Annotated in this window: 15 protein-coding genes and 2 tRNA genes; 7 read left to right on the top strand and 10 right to left on the bottom strand. The window is 50.3% G+C overall.

Features of this window, described 5'->3' with window-relative positions; genetic code table 11:
* The first annotated feature begins 246 nt into the window (after positions 1 to 246).
* Positions 247 to 1,398: a cyclopropane fatty acyl phospholipid synthase gene (gene cfa / locus J1782_RS17810; RefSeq protein WP_165056904.1), complete on the top strand. Its 1,152-nt coding sequence runs from the start codon at positions 247 to 249 to the stop codon at positions 1,396 to 1,398.
* A gap of 108 nt (positions 1,399 to 1,506) precedes the next feature.
* Here cfa and J1782_RS17805 read toward each other — a convergent pair whose 3' ends face one another.
* The gene (locus J1782_RS17805; RefSeq protein ID WP_152325723.1) at positions 1,507 to 2,160 is read right to left on the bottom strand and encodes a riboflavin synthase subunit alpha; all 654 of its coding nucleotides are present in this window, start codon (positions 2,158 to 2,160) and stop codon (positions 1,507 to 1,509) included.
* A gap of 254 nt (positions 2,161 to 2,414) precedes the next feature.
* Between J1782_RS17805 and J1782_RS17800 the strand changes: the two genes are divergently transcribed.
* The 5 genes from J1782_RS17800 (at position 2,415) to J1782_RS17780 (ending at position 6,718) form a co-directional block, all read left to right on the top strand.
* Complete coding sequence (locus J1782_RS17800) at positions 2,415 to 3,788, top strand: MATE family efflux transporter (RefSeq protein WP_208951306.1); 1,374 nt, start codon at positions 2,415 to 2,417, stop codon at positions 3,786 to 3,788.
* A gap of 232 nt (positions 3,789 to 4,020) precedes the next feature.
* Positions 4,021 to 4,097 (top strand) — tRNA-Val (locus tag J1782_RS17795).
* Positions 4,098 to 4,129: 32 nt separating this feature from the next.
* Positions 4,130 to 4,206, top strand: a tRNA-Val gene (locus tag J1782_RS17790).
* A 569-nt stretch (positions 4,207 to 4,775) separates the two neighbouring features.
* Positions 4,776 to 6,188, top strand: coding sequence for a pyruvate kinase PykF (gene pykF / locus J1782_RS17785; RefSeq protein ID WP_015697801.1), 1,413 nt, complete (start codon positions 4,776 to 4,778; stop codon positions 6,186 to 6,188).
* Between the two features lie 293 nt (positions 6,189 to 6,481).
* Positions 6,482 to 6,718 (top strand): major outer membrane lipoprotein, encoded by a 237-nt coding sequence (locus J1782_RS17780; protein ID WP_013576093.1) that lies wholly within the window; start codon positions 6,482 to 6,484, stop codon positions 6,716 to 6,718.
* A gap of 218 nt (positions 6,719 to 6,936) precedes the next feature.
* Here the strand turns inward: J1782_RS17780 and J1782_RS17775 are convergent, their stop codons facing one another.
* The 7 genes from J1782_RS17775 to sufA form a co-directional block, all read right to left on the bottom strand.
* Positions 6,937 to 7,950 (bottom strand): L,D-transpeptidase family protein, encoded by a 1,014-nt coding sequence (locus J1782_RS17775; RefSeq protein ID WP_152325721.1) that lies wholly within the window; start codon positions 7,948 to 7,950, stop codon positions 6,937 to 6,939.
* Between the two features lie 260 nt (positions 7,951 to 8,210).
* A complete protein-coding gene (sufE, locus tag J1782_RS17770) occupies positions 8,211 to 8,624 on the bottom strand; it encodes a cysteine desulfuration protein SufE (protein ID WP_217153630.1) in 414 nt (137 codons plus the stop codon).
* Positions 8,625 to 8,652: 28 nt separating this feature from the next.
* Positions 8,653 to 9,873: a cysteine desulfurase SufS gene (gene sufS / locus J1782_RS17765; protein ID WP_165056898.1), complete on the bottom strand. Its 1,221-nt coding sequence runs from the start codon at positions 9,871 to 9,873 to the stop codon at positions 8,653 to 8,655.
* A complete protein-coding gene (gene sufD, locus J1782_RS17760; protein ID WP_152325718.1) occupies positions 9,873 to 11,174 on the bottom strand; it encodes a Fe-S cluster assembly protein SufD in 1,302 nt (433 codons plus the stop codon). Before sufD ends, sufS begins: the two co-directional genes overlap by 1 nt.
* A complete protein-coding gene (sufC, locus tag J1782_RS17755) occupies positions 11,149 to 11,895 on the bottom strand; it encodes a Fe-S cluster assembly ATPase SufC (RefSeq protein WP_165056895.1) in 747 nt (248 codons plus the stop codon). The genes sufD and sufC overlap by 26 nt, the downstream gene beginning before the upstream one ends.
* Positions 11,896 to 12,018: 123 nt before the next feature.
* Complete coding sequence (gene sufB / locus J1782_RS17750; RefSeq protein WP_152325716.1) at positions 12,019 to 13,542, bottom strand: Fe-S cluster assembly protein SufB; 1,524 nt, start codon at positions 13,540 to 13,542, stop codon at positions 12,019 to 12,021.
* Between the two features lie 54 nt (positions 13,543 to 13,596).
* Positions 13,597 to 13,968: a Fe-S cluster assembly scaffold SufA gene (gene sufA / locus J1782_RS17745; protein ID WP_217153629.1), complete on the bottom strand. Its 372-nt coding sequence runs from the start codon at positions 13,966 to 13,968 to the stop codon at positions 13,597 to 13,599.
* A 458-nt stretch (positions 13,969 to 14,426) separates the two neighbouring features.
* Here sufA and J1782_RS17740 point away from each other — a divergent pair, with 458 nt between their 5' ends.
* Entirely contained in the window at positions 14,427 to 14,831 is a 405-nt protein-coding gene (locus J1782_RS17740) for a hypothetical protein (protein WP_152325715.1), read from the top strand.
* Between the two features lie 129 nt (positions 14,832 to 14,960).
* Here the strand turns inward: J1782_RS17740 and J1782_RS17735 are convergent, their stop codons facing one another.
* Together J1782_RS17735 and J1782_RS17730 are read right to left on the bottom strand one after the other, a co-directional pair.
* Positions 14,961 to 15,380 carry a hotdog fold thioesterase gene (locus J1782_RS17735; protein ID WP_165056894.1) on the bottom strand — a complete coding sequence of 140 codons (420 nt, stop codon included), beginning with the start codon at positions 15,378 to 15,380 and terminating at the stop codon, positions 14,961 to 14,963.
* A 16-nt stretch (positions 15,381 to 15,396) separates the two neighbouring features.
* Positions 15,397 to 18,453, bottom strand: coding sequence for an FAD-binding and (Fe-S)-binding domain-containing protein (locus tag J1782_RS17730; protein WP_217153628.1), 3,057 nt, complete (start codon positions 18,451 to 18,453; stop codon positions 15,397 to 15,399).
* Between the last annotated feature and the right edge of the window lie 54 nt (positions 18,454 to 18,507).

Here is an 18,507-nt window from a genome sequence, read left to right as displayed (position 1 = left end):
TTTTTACAATACTTTTATTACATAGTTAGCGTCGGCGCGAGGTTCGCGTCACACTATTTATTCTGGTTCGTTTTTCAAGGATGATTTTCCTGCCCACATTTTGTGTGCAGGCGTTCTTCTAATTTCCTCTGTTGGTGTCGAATATCGGACGTGGCGCAAGTCGTCTGTTCTCATAAAGACCTGCAAAAATAGCCTTTGCTTTTCCCGGCAGGTTAATAAGTCAGAAGAGAAAGTGATGGAGAAGCTATGAGTTCATCGTGTATAGAAGACCAAAGCATTCAGGACAATCAGTGGTATCGGATAGTCAGTGAAATGCTGGCTACGGCAGACATCCAGGTTAACGGTAATCGCCCTTTCGACCTTAAAGTAAAAAACACTGACTTCTTCAAGCGTGTTTTACAGGAAGGTTCTTTGGGTCTGGGTGAAAGTTATATGGATGGTTGGTGGGAATGCGAGCGCCTTGATATATTTTTCCAGCGCGTTCTCCGTGCCGGTTTGGAAAATAAACTCCCCCACCATTTTAAAGACACACTACGTATCGCAGCAGCACGCCTCACCAATCTGCAGTCCCGTAAACGGGCGTGGATCGTCGGGAAAGAACATTACGATTTGGGCAATGATTTATTTACCCTGATGCTCGACCCGTATATGCAATATTCCTGCGGCTACTGGAAAGATGCCACGACGCTTGAAGAAGCGCAGGAAGCTAAGCTCAAAATGATCTGCGATAAACTGCAACTGAAACCGGGCCAGCGTTTGCTCGATATCGGCTGCGGCTGGGGTGGATTATCTGAGTTTGCAGCCCGCAATTATGGCGTCAGCGTAGTTGGCGTTACGATTTCTGCCGAGCAACAAAAGCTGGCCCAGAAACGCTGCGAAGGCCTGGACGTCACCATTTTGCTTCAGGATTACCGCGATCTTAACGATCAGTTCGACCGTGTTGTTTCCGTCGGTATGTTCGAGCATGTGGGTCCCAAAAATTATGAGACCTACTTTAATGTCGCCCGACGTAACATCAAACCTGACGGCATTTTCCTGCTGCACACCATCGGTTCTAACAAAACAGATCTGAGTGTCGATCCGTGGATAGATAAATATATCTTTCCAAACGGCTGCCTGCCGTCTGTCCAGCAAATTGCTCGAAACAGCGAATCATTATTTGTGATGGAAGACTGGCACAATATCGGCGCAGATTATGATCGTACTCTGATGGCCTGGAATGAACGTTTCCAGAAACACTGGCCTGAACTGGCAGAGCGCTACGGCGACCGCTTTCACCGGATGTTCACCTATTATCTGAATGCCTGTGCAGGTGCTTTCAGAGCCCGTGATATTCAGCTCTGGCAAGTTGTGTTCAGCCCTGAAGGTGTGGATGGCGGGATGCGCGTGCCGCGCTAATTCGCTGAATTCTTTTAACACGCTTTAAAAGCAAAAAACCGGACGTTCATGTCCGGTTTTTTTTTGGTTTTTCTTTTTGGTTCCTGTTAACGCACGTGCTGAAAATGTTTATTCAGCCTTTTCGTTCATCGCCTGCGCAGTGGCGATTGCGGCTTCGCGGCTGGCCAGCACACGTTCAACCGTATCGACGATGGCCTGCGTTTGCGGATCAATTTCAATATTAATTTTATCCCCGAGACGCTTAGTGCCCAGCGTGGTTCTTTGCAGCGTTTCAGGAATTAAATGCACACAAAAACGGGTGCGGGTCACCTCCCCGATGGTCAGGCTGATACCATCAATCCCGATATACCCTTTATGTAAAACATATTTCATTAAATCTTCATGCGGCATGCGGAACCAGATTTGACGGTTATTTTCTGACGTCAAAATCTTCGCCACTTCGGCAGTACAAATAATATGTCCGGACATTAAATGCCCGCCAATTTCGTCATTAAAACGCGCAGCGCGCTCCAGATTGACCTGATCGCCAACATTCAGATCGCCGAGATTGGTCAGACGCAGGGTTTCTTTCATCAGATCGAAACTGACTAAATTCCCCTTTACTTCTGTGACAGTCAGACAACAACCGTTGTGCGCGACAGAAGCCCCCAACTGGAGGTTATCAAGCATATCCTCAGGCAGGCGCACTACATGGGTACGGAAATTCGGTTTTTCGTCAATGGACACGACCGTTCCGGTTCCCTGAACTATTCCGGTAAACATAGCCTATTCCTCAATGTTTAAATCTGCTGTATTAAGACGACGCTAAGGTCAGTTTGCCGCAGAATTAAATGAAAGCCAAATCTCTGCGGACAAAAATAGTCTGGTATTGACGGATTTCATTATTTAACCGGTCATTAACAGCATTGTTTGCTTAAAAATATTGAAGATGTACAATCTTCTGGCTATTTTCCGCTCTTAAATGCCGTCACGCGTGGCGTTTTTTATTCAATATAATCAACAAAAAAGGTGTATCAGTGCAGAAGTACCTTGCAGAGGCGCGGGTATTGTTGGCGCTTGCGATCCCGGTCATCCTTGCGCAGGTCGCTCAGACCGCCATGGGCGTTGTCGATACCATTATGGCCGGTTCAGTCAGTGCCACCGATATGGCTGCAGTTGCCGTCGGCACCTCCATCTGGCTGCCCGCGATTCTATTCGGCCATGGTTTATTACTTTCACTGACGCCCACGGTTGCTCATCTGAACGGCGCCGGTCGCCGCGAAAAAATCGGCCATCAGATCCAGCAGGGATTCTGGCTGGCTTCCGGCGTTTCCGTGCTGATCATCGTCGTCTTGTCCCAATGTGATCATCTCATCGGCCTGATGCACAACATCGATCCTGAACTGAGAGAAAAAGCTGTCGGATATTTGCACGCCATCATGTGGGGTGCGCCGGGCTATTTATTCTTTCAGGTATTGCGCGATCAGTGCGAAGGCTTGTCAAAAACAAAACCCGGTATGGTCTTCGGGTTTATAGGGCTGCTGGTGAATATTCCCGTTAACTACATTTTCATCTACGGGAAATTTGGCGCGCCGGCCCTCGGCGGCGTGGGTTGTGGTGTGGCAACCGGCACGGTTTACTGGGTCATGTTCTTCATGATGCGATTTTACGTGCGCCGCAATTATACGATGCGCGATATCGTTGCCCCTTCCCGCTTTGCAAAACCTGACTGGCCGACGCTGCGCCGTCTGATTCAGCTCGGGATGCCAATTGCGCTGGCGCTGTTCTTTGAAGTGACGCTGTTTGCGATTGTCGCGCTGCTGGTTTCACCGCTAGGTATCGTGGCCGTCGCCAGCCATCAGATCGCACTTAATGTCGGCTCACTGATGTTTGTGATCCCCCTTTCGCTGGGCGTTGCTGCGACGATCCGCGTTGGCTCGCGGCTCGGTGAATCTTCGGTAGAAGGCGCCAAAGTGGCGGCTTACACCAGTATTCTGACCGGCATTATGATGGCCTGTTGTACAAGCATGGCCGCCATCATTTTCCGTGAACATATCGCGTCACTTTATAATGACAATGTCGAAGTGGTGACGCTTGCGTCTCACCTGCTGATATTTGCCGCACTGTTCCAGATTTCAGATGCAATTCAGGTGATCGGCAGCGGCGTACTGCGCGGATATAAAGATACGCGTTCGATCTTCTATATTACGTTTGTCGCGTATTGGGTGCTGGGATTGCCGGTGGGCTATGTGCTCGGGCTGACTGATCTGCTGGTGCCGCAAATGGGGCCAAGCGGATTCTGGTGCGGCTTCATTCTGGGTCTGACTTTTGCGGCGGTCATGATGACGTTTCGTATGCGCTGGTTACAAAAACAACCCTCATTTACTATTTTACAAAAAGCAGGCCGCTGATCTGATTTGGGATTGCATGGTTTGAAATTCCGCGCGCGGCAAATGTGATGCAGCGCGCGGAAAATTTCGTCATCTGACCGGCCGTTATGCCTAAAAAAACAACGCAATGCGCATTCGCTCGGCAATCACTCACAATATGACAGTAAAATGTCTTTTTTCCCTTGCCAGCATTCAGAGAGGTCGCTAATATTCGTCCCCGTCGCCGACACTGGCTGACACCGAAGAAAACGATGCGTCCGTAGCTCAGTTGGTTAGAGCACCACCTTGACATGGTGGGGGTCGGTGGTTCGAGTCCACTCGGACGCACCATTCTTCTTCAAAGCTTTACCGTTGCACATTGTGCGTCCGTAGCTCAGTTGGTTAGAGCACCACCTTGACATGGTGGGGGTCGGTGGTTCGAGTCCACTCGGACGCACCAAAGCAACGTTCTCTCTCCTCCTGCTGTCTTAAACTTTCCCTGAACACTCCACTTTCTGAATAAATCTGATTTGAATTATCCGTTCACCATACTTCTGAGTTTTAAATCGCTCCGCCGTCATCCGTTTGTATTTTTTTAAGATTATTTCTCAAATGTGGCATTTTCGAAGGTACCGTGACGAAACTGTTATGCCTTCGGGTTTTTGCTCTGCCCGCTTTGGATAATTGCGCAACAAAGCTCTGTCATCTGCCCTAAGCTTGCGCAGCATCACGTTTTTTATTTGGTTTCCCGCCCCGTTCCCCCCTATAATACGCATCGTCTCTTCGATTGAATGGTTTCAGCCCCTTGATCTGTCGATATCGCACTTATAAAAGCGTGACCACTCCAGTAGCGATGATAAATCGCACAAATCGCTATGCTTTGGCTGAACTTAATACACCATTCCTTTCACAGTCTTCTACGCTTAGTAATGATTTGATTCAACCAGGCAACACCTCAATTCCGCGCGGGCAGCCATGCTGTCAGGCAAACACTTTTCCAATCCATCACAACTTGTAGATAAAATCGTCATGAAAAAGACCAAAATTGTTTGTACCATCGGGCCGAAAACCGAATCCGAAGAAATGCTGACCAAACTGCTTGATGCAGGCATGAACGTTATGCGTCTGAACTTCTCTCACGGTGATTACGAAGAGCACGGTCAGCGCATCCAGAATATCCGCAATGTTATGGCTAAAACCGGTCATAAAGCAGCAATCCTGCTGGACACCAAAGGTCCAGAAATCCGTACCATGAAACTGGAAGGCGGCAAAGACGCTTCCCTGGTTGCGGGTCAGACTTATACCTTCACTACCGATCAGAGCGTTATTGGTAACACCGAACGTGTTGCTGTGACCTATCAGGGTTTCGCTGCTGACCTGAAAATTGGTAACACCATTCTGGTCGACGATGGTCTGATCGGCATGGAAGTCACTAACGTCACTGAAACTGAAGTGACCTGTAAAGTGCTGAACAACGGCGACCTGGGCGAAAACAAAGGCGTTAACCTGCCGGGCGTTTCTATCGCACTGCCAGCGCTGGCTGAAAAAGACAAACGTGACCTGATCTTCGGTTGTGAGCAAGGCGTTGATTTCGTCGCCGCTTCCTTCATCCGTAAACGTTCTGACGTTCTGGAAATCCGTGAACACCTGAAAGCACACGGTGGCGAACACATCCAGATCATCTCCAAAATCGAAAACCAGGAAGGCCTGAACAACTTCGACGAAATCCTCGAAGCTTCAGACGGCATCATGGTTGCTCGTGGTGACCTCGGCGTTGAAATCCCTGTTGAAGAAGTTATCTTCGCGCAGAAGATGATGATTGAAAAATGTAACCGCGCACGCAAAGTGGTCATCACCGCAACGCAGATGCTCGATTCCATGATCAAAAACCCACGCCCTACCCGCGCAGAAGCCGGCGACGTCGCTAACGCCATCATCGACGGTACCGATGCCGTTATGCTGTCTGGTGAAAGTGCGAAAGGTAAATACCCGCTGGAAGCTGTAACCATCATGGCTACCATTTGCGACCGTACTGACCGTGTGATGCAGAGCCGTATCGATGGCCAGAATGAAAACCGTAAGCTGCGTATCACCGAAGCTGTTTGCCGTGGCGCTGTAGAAACCGCAGAAAAACTGGATGCTCCGTTGATCGTTGTTGCAACCAGCGGTGGTAAATCTGCTAAAGCTGTGCGTAAATACTTCCCGCACGCCACTATCCTGGCTCTGACCACTAATGAAATCACTGCCCGTCAGTTGATCCTCACCAAAGGTGTTGTCACTCAGCTGGTAAAAGAAATTGCCTCTACTGATGATTTCTACCGTATCGGTAAAGAAGCTGCGATCGAAAGTGGTCTGGCTCAGAAAGGCGATATCGTTGTGATGGTTTCTGGCGCGCTGGTACAAAGCGGCACAACCAATACTTCTTCGGTGCATGTTGTTTAATTAGAAACGTGACCCAAGGCATTAATAGACGTTGCATAATGCAGCGTCTATTTCTTCAAAAAGGCTCTTCTTACTTAAAAAGTGCTAAAAGCAGTAGCAGCAAAATTGGGATAAGTCCCATGGAATAAGGCTGTTTTCGCTGCAATTTTTAACTTTTTCGTAAAAAAAGATGCTTCTTTGAGCGAACGATCAAAATATAGCGTTTACCGGCAAAAAATTATTCTCATTAGAAAATAGTTTGTGTAATACTTGTAACGCTACATGGAGATTAACTTAATCTAGAGGGTTTTATAATGAATCGCACTAAACTGGTACTGGGCGCTGTAATCCTGGCTTCAACTATGCTGGCTGGTTGTTCAAGCAACGCTAAAATCGATCAACTGTCTTCAGACGTTTCTACTCTGAACTCTAAAGTTGACCAACTGAGCAACGACGTGAACGCAATCCGTTCTGACGTTCAAGCAGCTAAAGACGATGCAGCTCGCGCTAACCAACGTCTGGACAACCAAGCTCACGCTTACAAGAAGTAATATTTACTTCTCTAGTTCAATGGCGCACTCAGTGCGCCATTTTTTTTGCCTGTCATTCCGGCATGTTCCCTACTCTTCCTTTTCCGTTTCCTGAATATCCCCTCCTGTTCTCTTTCCCATTTTACGCCTTGTACGCCTCCTCCTGAGCTTCGGAAACAATAAAGGAGCCATATTGGCTCCTTTTGGGAAAATCGCTTCTTAAACGTTTCTGTATAACGTTACTGCGTACTTGCCGTCGTAACTGCGGGTGTATCCGCAGACACAGTTTGCGGCGCATTCGCTGCCGGGGGCATATCCGTCGCTTTATCACCCACACTGACCACAACAGGCATCCCTGAACGGCGCCTGATAGCCTCTTTTACAATCTCTGCATTGGTATCATCGCTTTTGATGAATTTTTTCATCGCAGCCGTCAGAAGAATAGGTTTAGTTTGCGGATCGTCCTTCTCGGTATGCGACAACGGCTGATGTACTTCGATGTAACGTTTGCCATCCGGCTCAACGTCAAACTTGATGGGCTGATTGACTATCTGGACGCGGGTGCCTTTTGGCACGGAATTAAACAGCGCTTCGATATCATCCGGACGCAAGCGGATACAACCGGAACTGACGCGCATGCCGATACCGAAATTAGCATTCGTCCCGTGGATCAGATACTGCCCGGTACCGGCAGAAAGACGCATTGCAAACAGCCCCATCGGGTTATCTGGCCCCGCAGGAACCATACCCGGCAACGTGATGCCGTCTTTCAGGTAGGCTTTGCGGATGTTGGCCGTTGGCGTCCAGGTCGGATTCGGTATCTTCTGGCTTACTGACGTCACCATTTCAGGGGTGTTACGGCCTAACTGGCCAATACCAATCGGATAAACAATGACTTTATCTTCACCCTTCGGATAGTAGTAAAGACGCAGTTCTGCGAGGTTCACGACGATCCCTTCACGCTTGGTATCCGGCAGGAGCATTTGCGAAGGAATGGTCAGCACAGTTCCCGCTTTCGGCAAATACGGGTCTGTACCCGGGTTCGCTTCCAGCATCGCAATCAGCCCGATTTGGTATTTAGCCGCCACGTCTTCTAAAGGTTTACCGTCATTGGGCACGACATACGTCGTGTTTTCGCCAATCAGGCGGCTGTTGTCCGGCGGCAAAGGGTATTCTGCTGCACCTGCGGTCATGGAATGTGTTGTCAGAAATGTGCCAACCAACATTGCCAGAAGGGGTAATGCGCGTCTCATACTCAGTCCTTTTTCGGCTCGCATTCAGACCATCTGAAGCAAGACAATTATCTCGTCTGATAATACTAGCAGCGCAGAATCGGGTGGCAATCAAACCACAGAAAATCAGAAAGTTACCTTACGCAAATGCAGGGGAATACACAGAAGATAGTGGGTTGAAAAATCAGGAGTAAATGAGTTCAGACAGGGAGAAGTGAAGAAATGACTTTGCTCATTAGCAGACAATTCCTAATGAGCAAAGGTGTCGCGCAGGAACCGGCTTAGGCCAGCTCAGCCGCTTTTGCACGGATGGAACGAATCATGGCTTCCAGCCCCTGAGAGCGGGAAGGCGTCAGATGCTGGCTGAGCTCAAGCTCAGAGAAGAACGGACGCACATCCAGTTCCACAACATCACGCGGTGTTAAGCCCTGATACAGGCTGAATACGATAGCCACCAGACCTTTCACGATAGCGGCATCACTGTCACCTTCAAAGGTCAGCGCGCCCGTTTCATCCATGCGCATCACGATCCAAACCTGGCTCTGGCAGCCCGCAATCAGATTTTTGTCCTGACGATGTTCTTCAGGCATAGCAGCCAGCTGGCCGCCCAGTTCAATCACATACAGATACTTTTCTTCCCAATTCGGGCATCGGGCAAAATTTCTGACTAACTTATTTTTATCTGGCAAAGCCATAACGACGTCCTGCTCAGGGCAGTCAGGATTAACCCAACAGCCGGTGAATACGTTGCAATCCTGCGACCAACCGGTCGACTTCTTCACGGGTATTGTACATCGCCAGTGAGGCGCGGCACATAGCCGGAACACCGTAGAAGGACATTAATGGCATCGCGCAGTGATGACCGGTGCGGATTGCAATACCGTATTGGTCGAGGAAACTGCCCACGTCGTAGGCATGGTGTTTACCGAGATTAAACGCAATCACGCCAGCGCGCGTTGCCGGGCCGTAGATCTGGATGTCAGGCACCTGCGCCATCGCTTCAAGCGCATAGCTCATCAGCTCCTGCTCATAAGCGTGGATATTCTCCAGCCCCAGGTCGGTGACATAGTCCATCGCTGCGCCCAACCCCATGATACCGCCGGTGTTTGGCGTGCCCGCTTCAAAGCGCCACGGTGCCGCTGCAAAGGTGGTTCCTTCGGTCAGACTGACGTGCTTAATCATTGAGCCGCCACCTTCCCATGGAGGCATCTGATCGAGCAATTCCTTACGACCATAAAGAATGCCAATGCCCGTTGGCCCGTAAAGCTTGTGCCCGGACCAGACATAGAAATCACAGCCCAGCGCCTGAACGTCCACCGCATGGTGCATGACTGCCTGTGCGCCATCGACCAGAACGGTCAGACCGGCAGCTTTCGCCTGAGGAATGATTTTCTCAATCGGGTTAACGGTGCCCAGCACATTGGAAACATGTGCCAGCGTCAGCAGTTTAGTGCGTGGCGTAATCAGCTTTTCAAACTGTGATAAATCCAGTTCGCCTTCCGCTGTCAGGTGCCAGACGTCGATATGCAGGTCGCGCTCTTTCGCCAGCATCTGCCAGGGAACGATGTTAGCGTGGTGCTCCATTTCGGTCAGAATAATGTGGTCGCCGGGCTGCAAAAACTCGCGTCCCCAGGTATTTGCGACCAGATTAATGGCTTCCGTCGAACCTTTTACGAAAACAATCTCTTCTGCCGACGCAGCATTCATGAATTTTGCGGCCTGCGTGCGGACGTTTTCCATCTGCTCAGTCGCTTCCGCACTCATCGTATGAATGCCGCGGTGAACCGCAGCATAACCCTGTTCGAAGAAAGACATCTCACGGTCAATAACCTGACGCGGTTTCTGTGCGCTGGCCGCACTGTCCAGATAAGCCAGCGGCTGGCCGTTAACTTCACGGCTCAGCACAGGGAAATCGCTACGTACTCTTTCCAGTGGAAAACTCATTACGCACCTCGATTGAGTCGGCCTGCAATTCGGGCAATCACGACTTCACGCAGGGTTTCATTCTCAATGGCTTCCGTCAGTTCAGCAGCAAACGCAAAGATGATCATTTGCTGAGCATCCTGGCCGCTGATCCCACGGGTACGCAGATAGAAAAGCTGTTCGTCGTCGATACGACCCACAGTGGCACCATGGCTACATTTCACGTCATCGGCATATATTTCAAGCTGAGGTTTGGTATCAACTTCAGTGTGCTTGCCCAGCAACAGGTTGTTGTTGGTCATTTTGCCGTCGGTTTTCAGAGCGTGCTGCGCCACCTTGATCATGCCGTTGAAAATCGCTTTTGCACGATCGTTCACGATCACTTTATGCAACTGATTACTATTGCAATAACCTTTGTTGTGTTCCAGGTAAGTACGGGTATCAGCAATTTCAGAATCAACAGGCAATACCAGACTGTTGATGTTCAGATCGCTGTTTTCACCGTTCAGTTGCGCACTGGTGTTATTACGGGTCAGGCCCGCACCGAGCAGGAAACTGTGGCTGGAAACACGGGAATCACGCCCGATTACCAGATCGTTGTGCGAAAAGTGGAAGCTGGCCTGGCTTTCGAAGGCCAGTTTATAATGCGTGAAACCGGCATTATCGCCCACTTTTACCGTCATACGTGCACCGGTGAAATGACCGTGATCGTTAAGGCTTAGGTAATGTTCAATGACTTCTGCGCTGGCACCGTTTTCAATCTCGACATGATAACGGTGGTGAACCGTGTTCATTTCGCGTGACTGATCACGACCGCTGCTCAGATGCAGTAAATACAACGGCTTATCAGCCTGTTTACCGGCAGCCAAACGCACAGCAAAAGAATCCTGCGCCAGACTTTCTGTCAGGTGCAAAAAGACTTCAGACTGAATCGGGTCAGGCAGCGTTTGCTGCGCAGCCGCGTTCAGTTTTTCAATTTCAAATGCGCCGGTGTTTTCATCACTCAGGCTCGCATCAAAACGGCCATCTACGAAAACCAGACGATAGCAATCAAGCGGCAAAGCCAGTGATTTAACATTCTCAACTGTCAGCGCCTGCTGCTGCGGGGCGAAGAACTGATTGCCCAGCAGTGAAGAAACTGGCGTGTATTTCCAGTCTTCCAGTTTTGCGTGTGGAAAACCAAGGCGAAGCACTTGTTGCCAGTGTGCGTGCGCGTGAGCAGATTGTTCACCACCACGGCTTTCAAAAAGACGGTAAAGCTGCTGCATGGCGTGGGAACTGCCCGCCGCAGGCGCATTACTCTTCGTCGGTAAGCCAGCCATAGCCCTGCTCCTCTAACTGTTTAACCAAGGTGAAATCGCCGGATTTAACAATGCGGCCCTGATACAGAACATGCACGTAGTCAGGCTTGATATAGTCGAGGATACGCTGATAGTGGGTCACAATTACAAATGAGCGTTTGCCGTCACGCAGTGCATTAACACCGTTAGAGACGATTTTCAGCGCATCGATGTCCAGACCGGAGTCGGTTTCATCCAGAATGCACAAGCTTGGCTCAAGGGCCGCCATTTGCAGAATGTCGTTACGCTTTTTCTCACCGCCGGAGAAACCTACGTTGACTGAACGGGTCAGCAAATCCGCAGGCATTTTCAGCATGGCAATCTTTTCTTCGATAAAATCGGCGAAATCAAAGCGATCCATCGGAGCCTGTTCGCGGTACTTACGTACAGCGTTTACGGCAGTTTGCAGGAAGAAATGGTTGGTCACGCCAGGAATTTCTACCGGATACTGAAAGGCCATAAACACGCCTTCTCCGGCACGATCTTCCGGGGCAAGCTCCAGCAAATCTTTACCGTTGAACATTACGGAGCCTTCGGTCACTTCGTAATCTTCACGGCCAGCCAGTGTCGCGGAGAGTGTACTTTTACCTGAGCCGTTCGGACCCATGATGGCGTGTACTTCACCCGGCTTGATCTCGAGATCAAGTCCTTTCAGAATTTCCTTTTCTTCGACACGGACCTTCAAATTCTTAATGCTTAACATACGTATCCTTGAGTTTGCGCCTGCGCGCTCATAATTCTGTTTATGCTTTGACTGTGCTGAACTCAAACCTGCCCGGCGCCGGCGTCACACCACGCGGCGGCGGGAGGAAAAGCGTTCGGAAGATTAACCGACGCTGTGTTCAAGGCTGATCGCCAGCAGTTTCTGCGCTTCGACAGCAAACTCCAGCGGCAGCTCGGAAAAGACATCTTTACAGAAACCGTTAACAATCATGGAAATCGCGTCATCTTCGCTGATACCACGTTGCAGACAGTAGAACAGCTGGTCATCGCCGATTTTTGAGGTCGTGGCTTCATGCTCCAGCTGAGCTGTGTTGTTACGCACTTCCACATACGGGAAAGTATGCGCAGCGCTGTCCGCACCAATCAGCATGGAGTCACACTGGGTAAAGTTACGGGCATTTTCAGCACTTGGCAGGATCTTCACCAGCCCGCGATAGCTGTTCTGGCTGTGACCTGCGGAAATACCTTTGGAGATGATGGTCGATTTGGTGTTTTTACCAATGTGGATCATCTTGGTGCCGGTATCTGCCTGCTGTTTCCCGCTGGTCAGTGCAACTGAGAAGAATTCACCGATTGAGTTATCGCCCTTCAGGATAACGCTCGGGTATTTCCAGGTAATCGCTGAGCCGGTTTCAGACTGCGTCCAGGACATTTTCGAGCCCGCGCCTTCGCACAATGCACGTTTGGTCACGAAGTTCAGGATCCCGCCGCTGCTATCTTTACTGCCGGAGAACCAGTTCTGCACGGTGGAATATTTCACTTCCGCATCTTTATGCAGAATGACTTCAACCACGGCCGCGTGAAGCTGATAGGTATCACGAACCGGTGCGGAACAGCCTTCGATATAGCTGACGTAACTGCCTTCGTCTGCAATCAGGATTGTACGTTCGAACTGACCGGTTTTCGCTGCGTTAATCCGGAAATACGTAGACAGTTCCATCGGGCAACGGACGCCTTTAGGGACATACACGAAAGTACCGTCGGACGCGACCGCCGCATTCAGCGCTGCAAAGAAGTTATCCTGCGCAGGCACAACGGTACCGAGGTATTTACGCACCAGGTCCGGGTATTCGTGAATGGCTTCGCCGAATGAGCAGAAGATAACGCCTGATTCAGCCAGCTTTTCACGGTACGTGGTAGAAACGGAAACGGAGTCGAAAATGGCATCAACCGCCACTTCTTTCCCTTCACGCACAGGAACACCCAGCTGTTCAAACGCTTTCTCCACTTCGCTGGTCAGGTAATTTTTACCGTCAAGCGCAGGAATGCTGTGAGAATTTTCAGGAGGTTGCTGCGTGGCACCAGGCTGAGAACCACAGGTATCATCACAGCTGCCGCATGAAGGTGCGGAGTAATAGCTGTAATCCTGATAGTCGAGAGGCGTGTAATACGCTTTCAACCAGTGAGGTTCTTCCATTTTCAACCAGGCATGATAAGCCTGCAGACGGAACTCCAGCATCCACTCCGGCTCATTGCGCTTTGCGGAAATGGCACGCACGACATCTTCGTTGATGCCTGATGCTAATTCATCGGTTGCCAGCTGGGTGAAGAACCCTTCCTTATAGTTCGTCTCCTCGCCGACCCAAGACTGCACATCATCTGGAATTTCTACGTTGCTTCGTGACATGTTGGTTACATCGCTTTGTTTACAATAATCTTAAAGACTGTTTGCCCGGCTGACTTACAGGCCGAAACTTTCACCACACCCGCAGGCATGCTGAGCTTTTGGATTATTGAATTTAAATATCTGATTCAGCCCTTCGCGGACAAAATCTACCTCGGTTCCGTCAATGAAAGGCATCGCCTTCAGCGGAACAAACAGCAAAGCGCCGTCATGTTCAAACACCAGGTCATCGCTGGCCGGTTGTTTGGTTAAATCCAGAACGTAGCCAAAGCCGGCGCAGCCCGATTGTTTTACCGAAAGCTGGAGACCTTTGACTTCTGGATCCTGCTCCATCAGGTTCTTCACCTGTTTGGCTGCAGAATCAGTCAGCATCACACCTTGCCATACGTTGTCGTCTAAAGAGAAAGAGCCGACAGTTTCAGTTTGCATCTGTCTTACCTCATATTTTTACGGTCATAGAGAAGACCTATTGTCTCTATTCTAGTGATAAGATTTATCACTTCAACCTCTTGTTTTAAGAGGGTATAGCGATTGCGCATGAGGAAAGTCGCTCAATGTGCATCGGGTTTACATCTGGCTGCTGGCGGGTCTTGAACACCGCAACCATCAACTGATTGAATAAGTTGTCAATTTTTTGTTAAAAATTAAAATTAACCTTATATTTTGTGTGGCTTAATAGCTTTCATTGTGTCTATTATAAAACATTCATCGGAAATGCCTATTTATGAATTCGCCACAATCAAAATAATTAAAGCTCTTTTTGCTTACCTGCTCTGGCGCAACAAAATCAAAAAAACCGGATGAAAACGTTGATCCGGCGATTTTTTGCCAATATGATACTTATTCTTTGATAATGATTATCATTCAGATAACCCGGAATACTGAGAATGGCTCAATCGGTAAATGCGTGGTTGCAGGGCAAGATAGACGACTACAAATCGAGTGTCCGCGATGCCACCGTGGATTTCTATATGGCGGATGCCGCCTTACGACGCCCGGACGCGCATCTTTGCCAGCTCAAACGCTTTAACAGCATTTGCCTTGATATGGCCAATCTTTGCCTGCAAAACGGGGACGACCACAGTTATCTGCATGCTTTGTGCAAGCTTCACAACCGGCTGATCCTTGAAATCAACAGCGTTGTGCGTTGTGAACTTTTCCGTGTACAGAGCTATCACTTTGCCAGACACACGCTAAAACTCATTTGTCAGTATTATGCCATGATGGGCATCTGGGAAAAAGCAACGGCATTTCAAACTGATTTTGCCAAGCGCGTTCCCTTCCAACTTTAGTCAGTTTTCAACGTGCCAGAGAAAGATCTCAGGCAAATAAAAAGGCGGACACATTAACTGTGACTCCGCCTTTTGCATTCAGCTTAGGGATATTACGTTGAAAAAACGCGCTAATCTGATGGCCTGAATTTAATGATCAATGACCATTGTGGTCAGTCTGGAAACACAACACAGACCACCCTGCTCATCGAAAATCTCAATCTGCCAGACCTGGCTCCGTTTCCCGGTTCGCAGAGCACGGCAAACCCCGCGCACAACCCCTTCCCTCGCGGACTTCATGTGACTGGCATTTATTTCAACCCCAACGACCGTCTGATGACCTTCAGTGCACAGATAACCGGCCATCGATCCCATAGTTTCCGCCAGAACCACCGAGGCGCCTCCGTGTAAGAGGCCAAACGGCTGAGTCGTTCGCTCATCTACTGGCATCGTCGCTTCAAGAAAATCTTCGCCCAGCCTGGTGAAAACAATCCCCACATGTCCAACCATACATCCCTGACTGCGCTGGTTCAGTGCTTCAAGGTTTGCGTTCCTTTTCCAGAATGACATCGAGCCTCCTTATTGGTTAAGGGATGATATCCAGTAATGCCTGCAACGGATGGCGAACCCCGTTGCCTTCAATGCGTTTTACCTGGCTGCGGCAGGAGTAACCAGTCGCCAGGCAGCGCTGGCGCGGCAACCGCTGTAAAGAGGTATGCCAGGACAGCTCGTAAATCCCCAGCGAATTTTCAAGGTTTTTACTTTCATGTCCGTAGGTTCCCGCCATACCGCAACATCCCACACTGACATTTTCCAGCTTCGCGCCATAGCGGGCAAAGATATCCCCCCACTGTTTGCTGCTGTTGGGTAATGCCGTGCTTTCAGTGCAATGGCCGAACAGATACCAGGACTCTCCGCTTTGCTGCTGTGCCGGTCGTTCGCCCAACCAGTTATCCAGCCATTCATGTACAAGCTGAACCTGGAACGAGCCACGTGATTCGCCAAGGATTTCTTTGTACTCATCGCGATAACACAGCACCAGCGCCGGATCGACACCGACAAGCGGCATACCTAACTGCGCCACACGGTTGAGAAATACCGACGTCTTGCGTGCCGTTTTCGCGAAACGCGTCAGGAATCCTTTGATGTGCTGCGCTTTTCCGTTTGGAGAGAAAGGCAATAGCACCGGTTTGAGACCCAGTTTTTCAATTAACCGTACAAAATCAGCCACGACCTGCGCATCATAGAAACTGGTGAAAGGATCCTGCACCACCAGAACGTATTCGCCGCGCTGTGCCGGAGGGATTTTTTCCAGCTGTTCAAGCGTCATTTTACTGGCGCGGTGCCCCAGCAACTGCTCGCGTAACGTCGGGGAAGACAGCAAAGGCAAATCCACCATGCCAATACTTTTGCGGCTCATTTCCCGTACCCAGGGCTGCCTGAGGAAGAAGTTAAACAGCTTTGGCGCTTTCGCCATTATTGGTGCATAGCTTTCGACACTTGCCACGAAATGGTCACGCGCCGGGCGCAGATAGCGGGTGTGATAAAGCTGGAGGAAGCGCGAGCGGAAACCGGGAACATCAATTTTGATCGGGCACTGTGTCGAACACGCCTTACAGGCCAGACAACCCGACATCGCTTCTTTTACTTCATGGGAGAAATCATATTCGCCTTTGCTGGCATGCCAGGTATTACGGTTACGGTCGATCAGGCTGCGGAAACTCAGGCCTTTTTCCGGCAGTGCATTTTCCAGCGCCAGCGGATCGACACCTTGTTCTGACAGTAAGCGCAACCATTCCCGCACCAGACCAGCACGCCCTTTCGGCGAATGGATACGGCTGCCGGTAATTTTCATCGACGGACACATCGGGCTTTTCGCATCAAAGTTAAAGCACAGACCGTTGCCGTTACACTCCAGAGCGCCGCGGAATGACTGGCGCACTTCCAGCGGGATCCGGCGATCAAGGGTGCCGCGTTTCGGCGCATCGACCTTCATCATTGGCTCATCGCATTCCAGCGGCGCGCAAATTTTGCCCGGATTAAGACGGTTATCCGGGTCAAAAACCGTTTTGATCCGGCGTAATTCATGGAACAGCGCTTCTCCGAAGAAAGCCGGGCTGTATTCGGCGCGGAAACCTTTACCGTGTTCTCCCCACAGCAAACCACCGTATTTGGCCGTGAGGGCAACGACTTCATCCGATATCTGCTTCAGCAGCATTTCCTGTTGTGGGTCACACATGTCCAGCGCAGGGCGAACGTGCAAAACACCGGCGTCCACGTGCCCAAACATGCCGTAACTCAGGTTATGGCTGTCGAGCAACGCGCGGAATTCAACGATATAATCGGCCAGATGCTGCGGCGGCACGCAGGTATCTTCTGCAAACGGCAACGGCTTAGCCTGCCCTTTCGCATTCCCCAGCAGGCCGACGGCTTTCTTACGCATATTATAGATGCGCTCAATCCCAGGCAGATCCGCGCAAATCTGGTAGCCAATAACGCCACCTTCTTTGTCGCTCATCAGCCCGTCAAGACGCTCACATAGCGCACTGACCTGACCTTCAATGAGGTCGGCATCATCGCCCGCAAACTCAACAATGTTGAGTCCCTGCATATCCTTACCTTCAACGTCGGTGATGTAATCACGCACGCTGTGCCAGACGATATCTTCACGGGCCAGATTCAGGACTTTGGAGTCAACGGTTTCAACCGACAACGCTTTGGCTTCCACCATGAAAGGGGCATTACGCAGCGCGGAGTTGAAAGAATCATATTTGATATTCACCAGACGCCGCACTTTGGGAATTGGCGTGATATTCAGACGCGCTTCAGTAATAAAGGCCAGCGACCCTTCAGAGCCCGTGAGGATGCGGGTCAGATCGAAGGTTTGCAGGTCATCACTCAGGACATGGCGTAAGTCATAGCCCGTCAGGAAGCGGTTTAATTTCGGGAATTTTTCAATGACCAGCGCACGGTTATCGCGGCAACTGTCCAGCACCGTACGGTAAATCCGCCCGATAACCGAATCTTCTTCACCGAGTTTATCCGCCAGCGCCACCGGCACTGCAACGGTATCGAGCATCTCGCCGCCGAGCACAATCGCACGAACCCCGAGAACGTGATCTGACGTCTTACCGTAAACCAGCGAACCCTGTCCGGACGCATCGGTGTTAATCATGCCACCGAGCGTTGCACGGTTGCTGGTCGACAGCTCCGGAGAAAAGAAATAACCAAAAGGACGCAGATAATCATTGAGCTGGTCTTTAATGACACCGGCTTCGACCTTGACCCAGCCTTGTTCAACGTTGATATCCAGGATGCGGTTCATATGACGGGACATATCAACCACAATTCCGCGGTTCAGCGACTGACCGTTGGTACCGGTACCGCCACCACGCGGCGTAAAGACCAGCGTTTTAAAACGCTCCTGCCCGGCAAGACGCGCAATCAGTGCAACATCAGACGTGGCGATAGGGAATAAGACAGCATCCGGCAACAGCTGATAAACGCTGTTATCAGTTGCCATCGTCAGGCGGTCCGCATAAGTCGTCGTGGCATCACCTGTAAAACCGTTACTTTTAAGCGCTTCCAAAAAATCGAGCACCAGCTGGATGACACCCGGCGCCTGAGAAATCTGTGGGATCATTGAATTATGACTCTGTCTTTGTTGTATGCCTGGCGGGCCCGAGGCGACCTGCCG

The sequence above is a fragment of the Rahnella sp. BCC 1045 genome (assembly GCF_019049615.1).
Classification (GTDB): Bacteria; Pseudomonadota; Gammaproteobacteria; order Enterobacterales; family Enterobacteriaceae; genus Rahnella; species Rahnella contaminans.
Note: the sequence above shows the minus strand (reverse complement) of the source record. Positions and strands in the feature narration are given on the sequence as shown.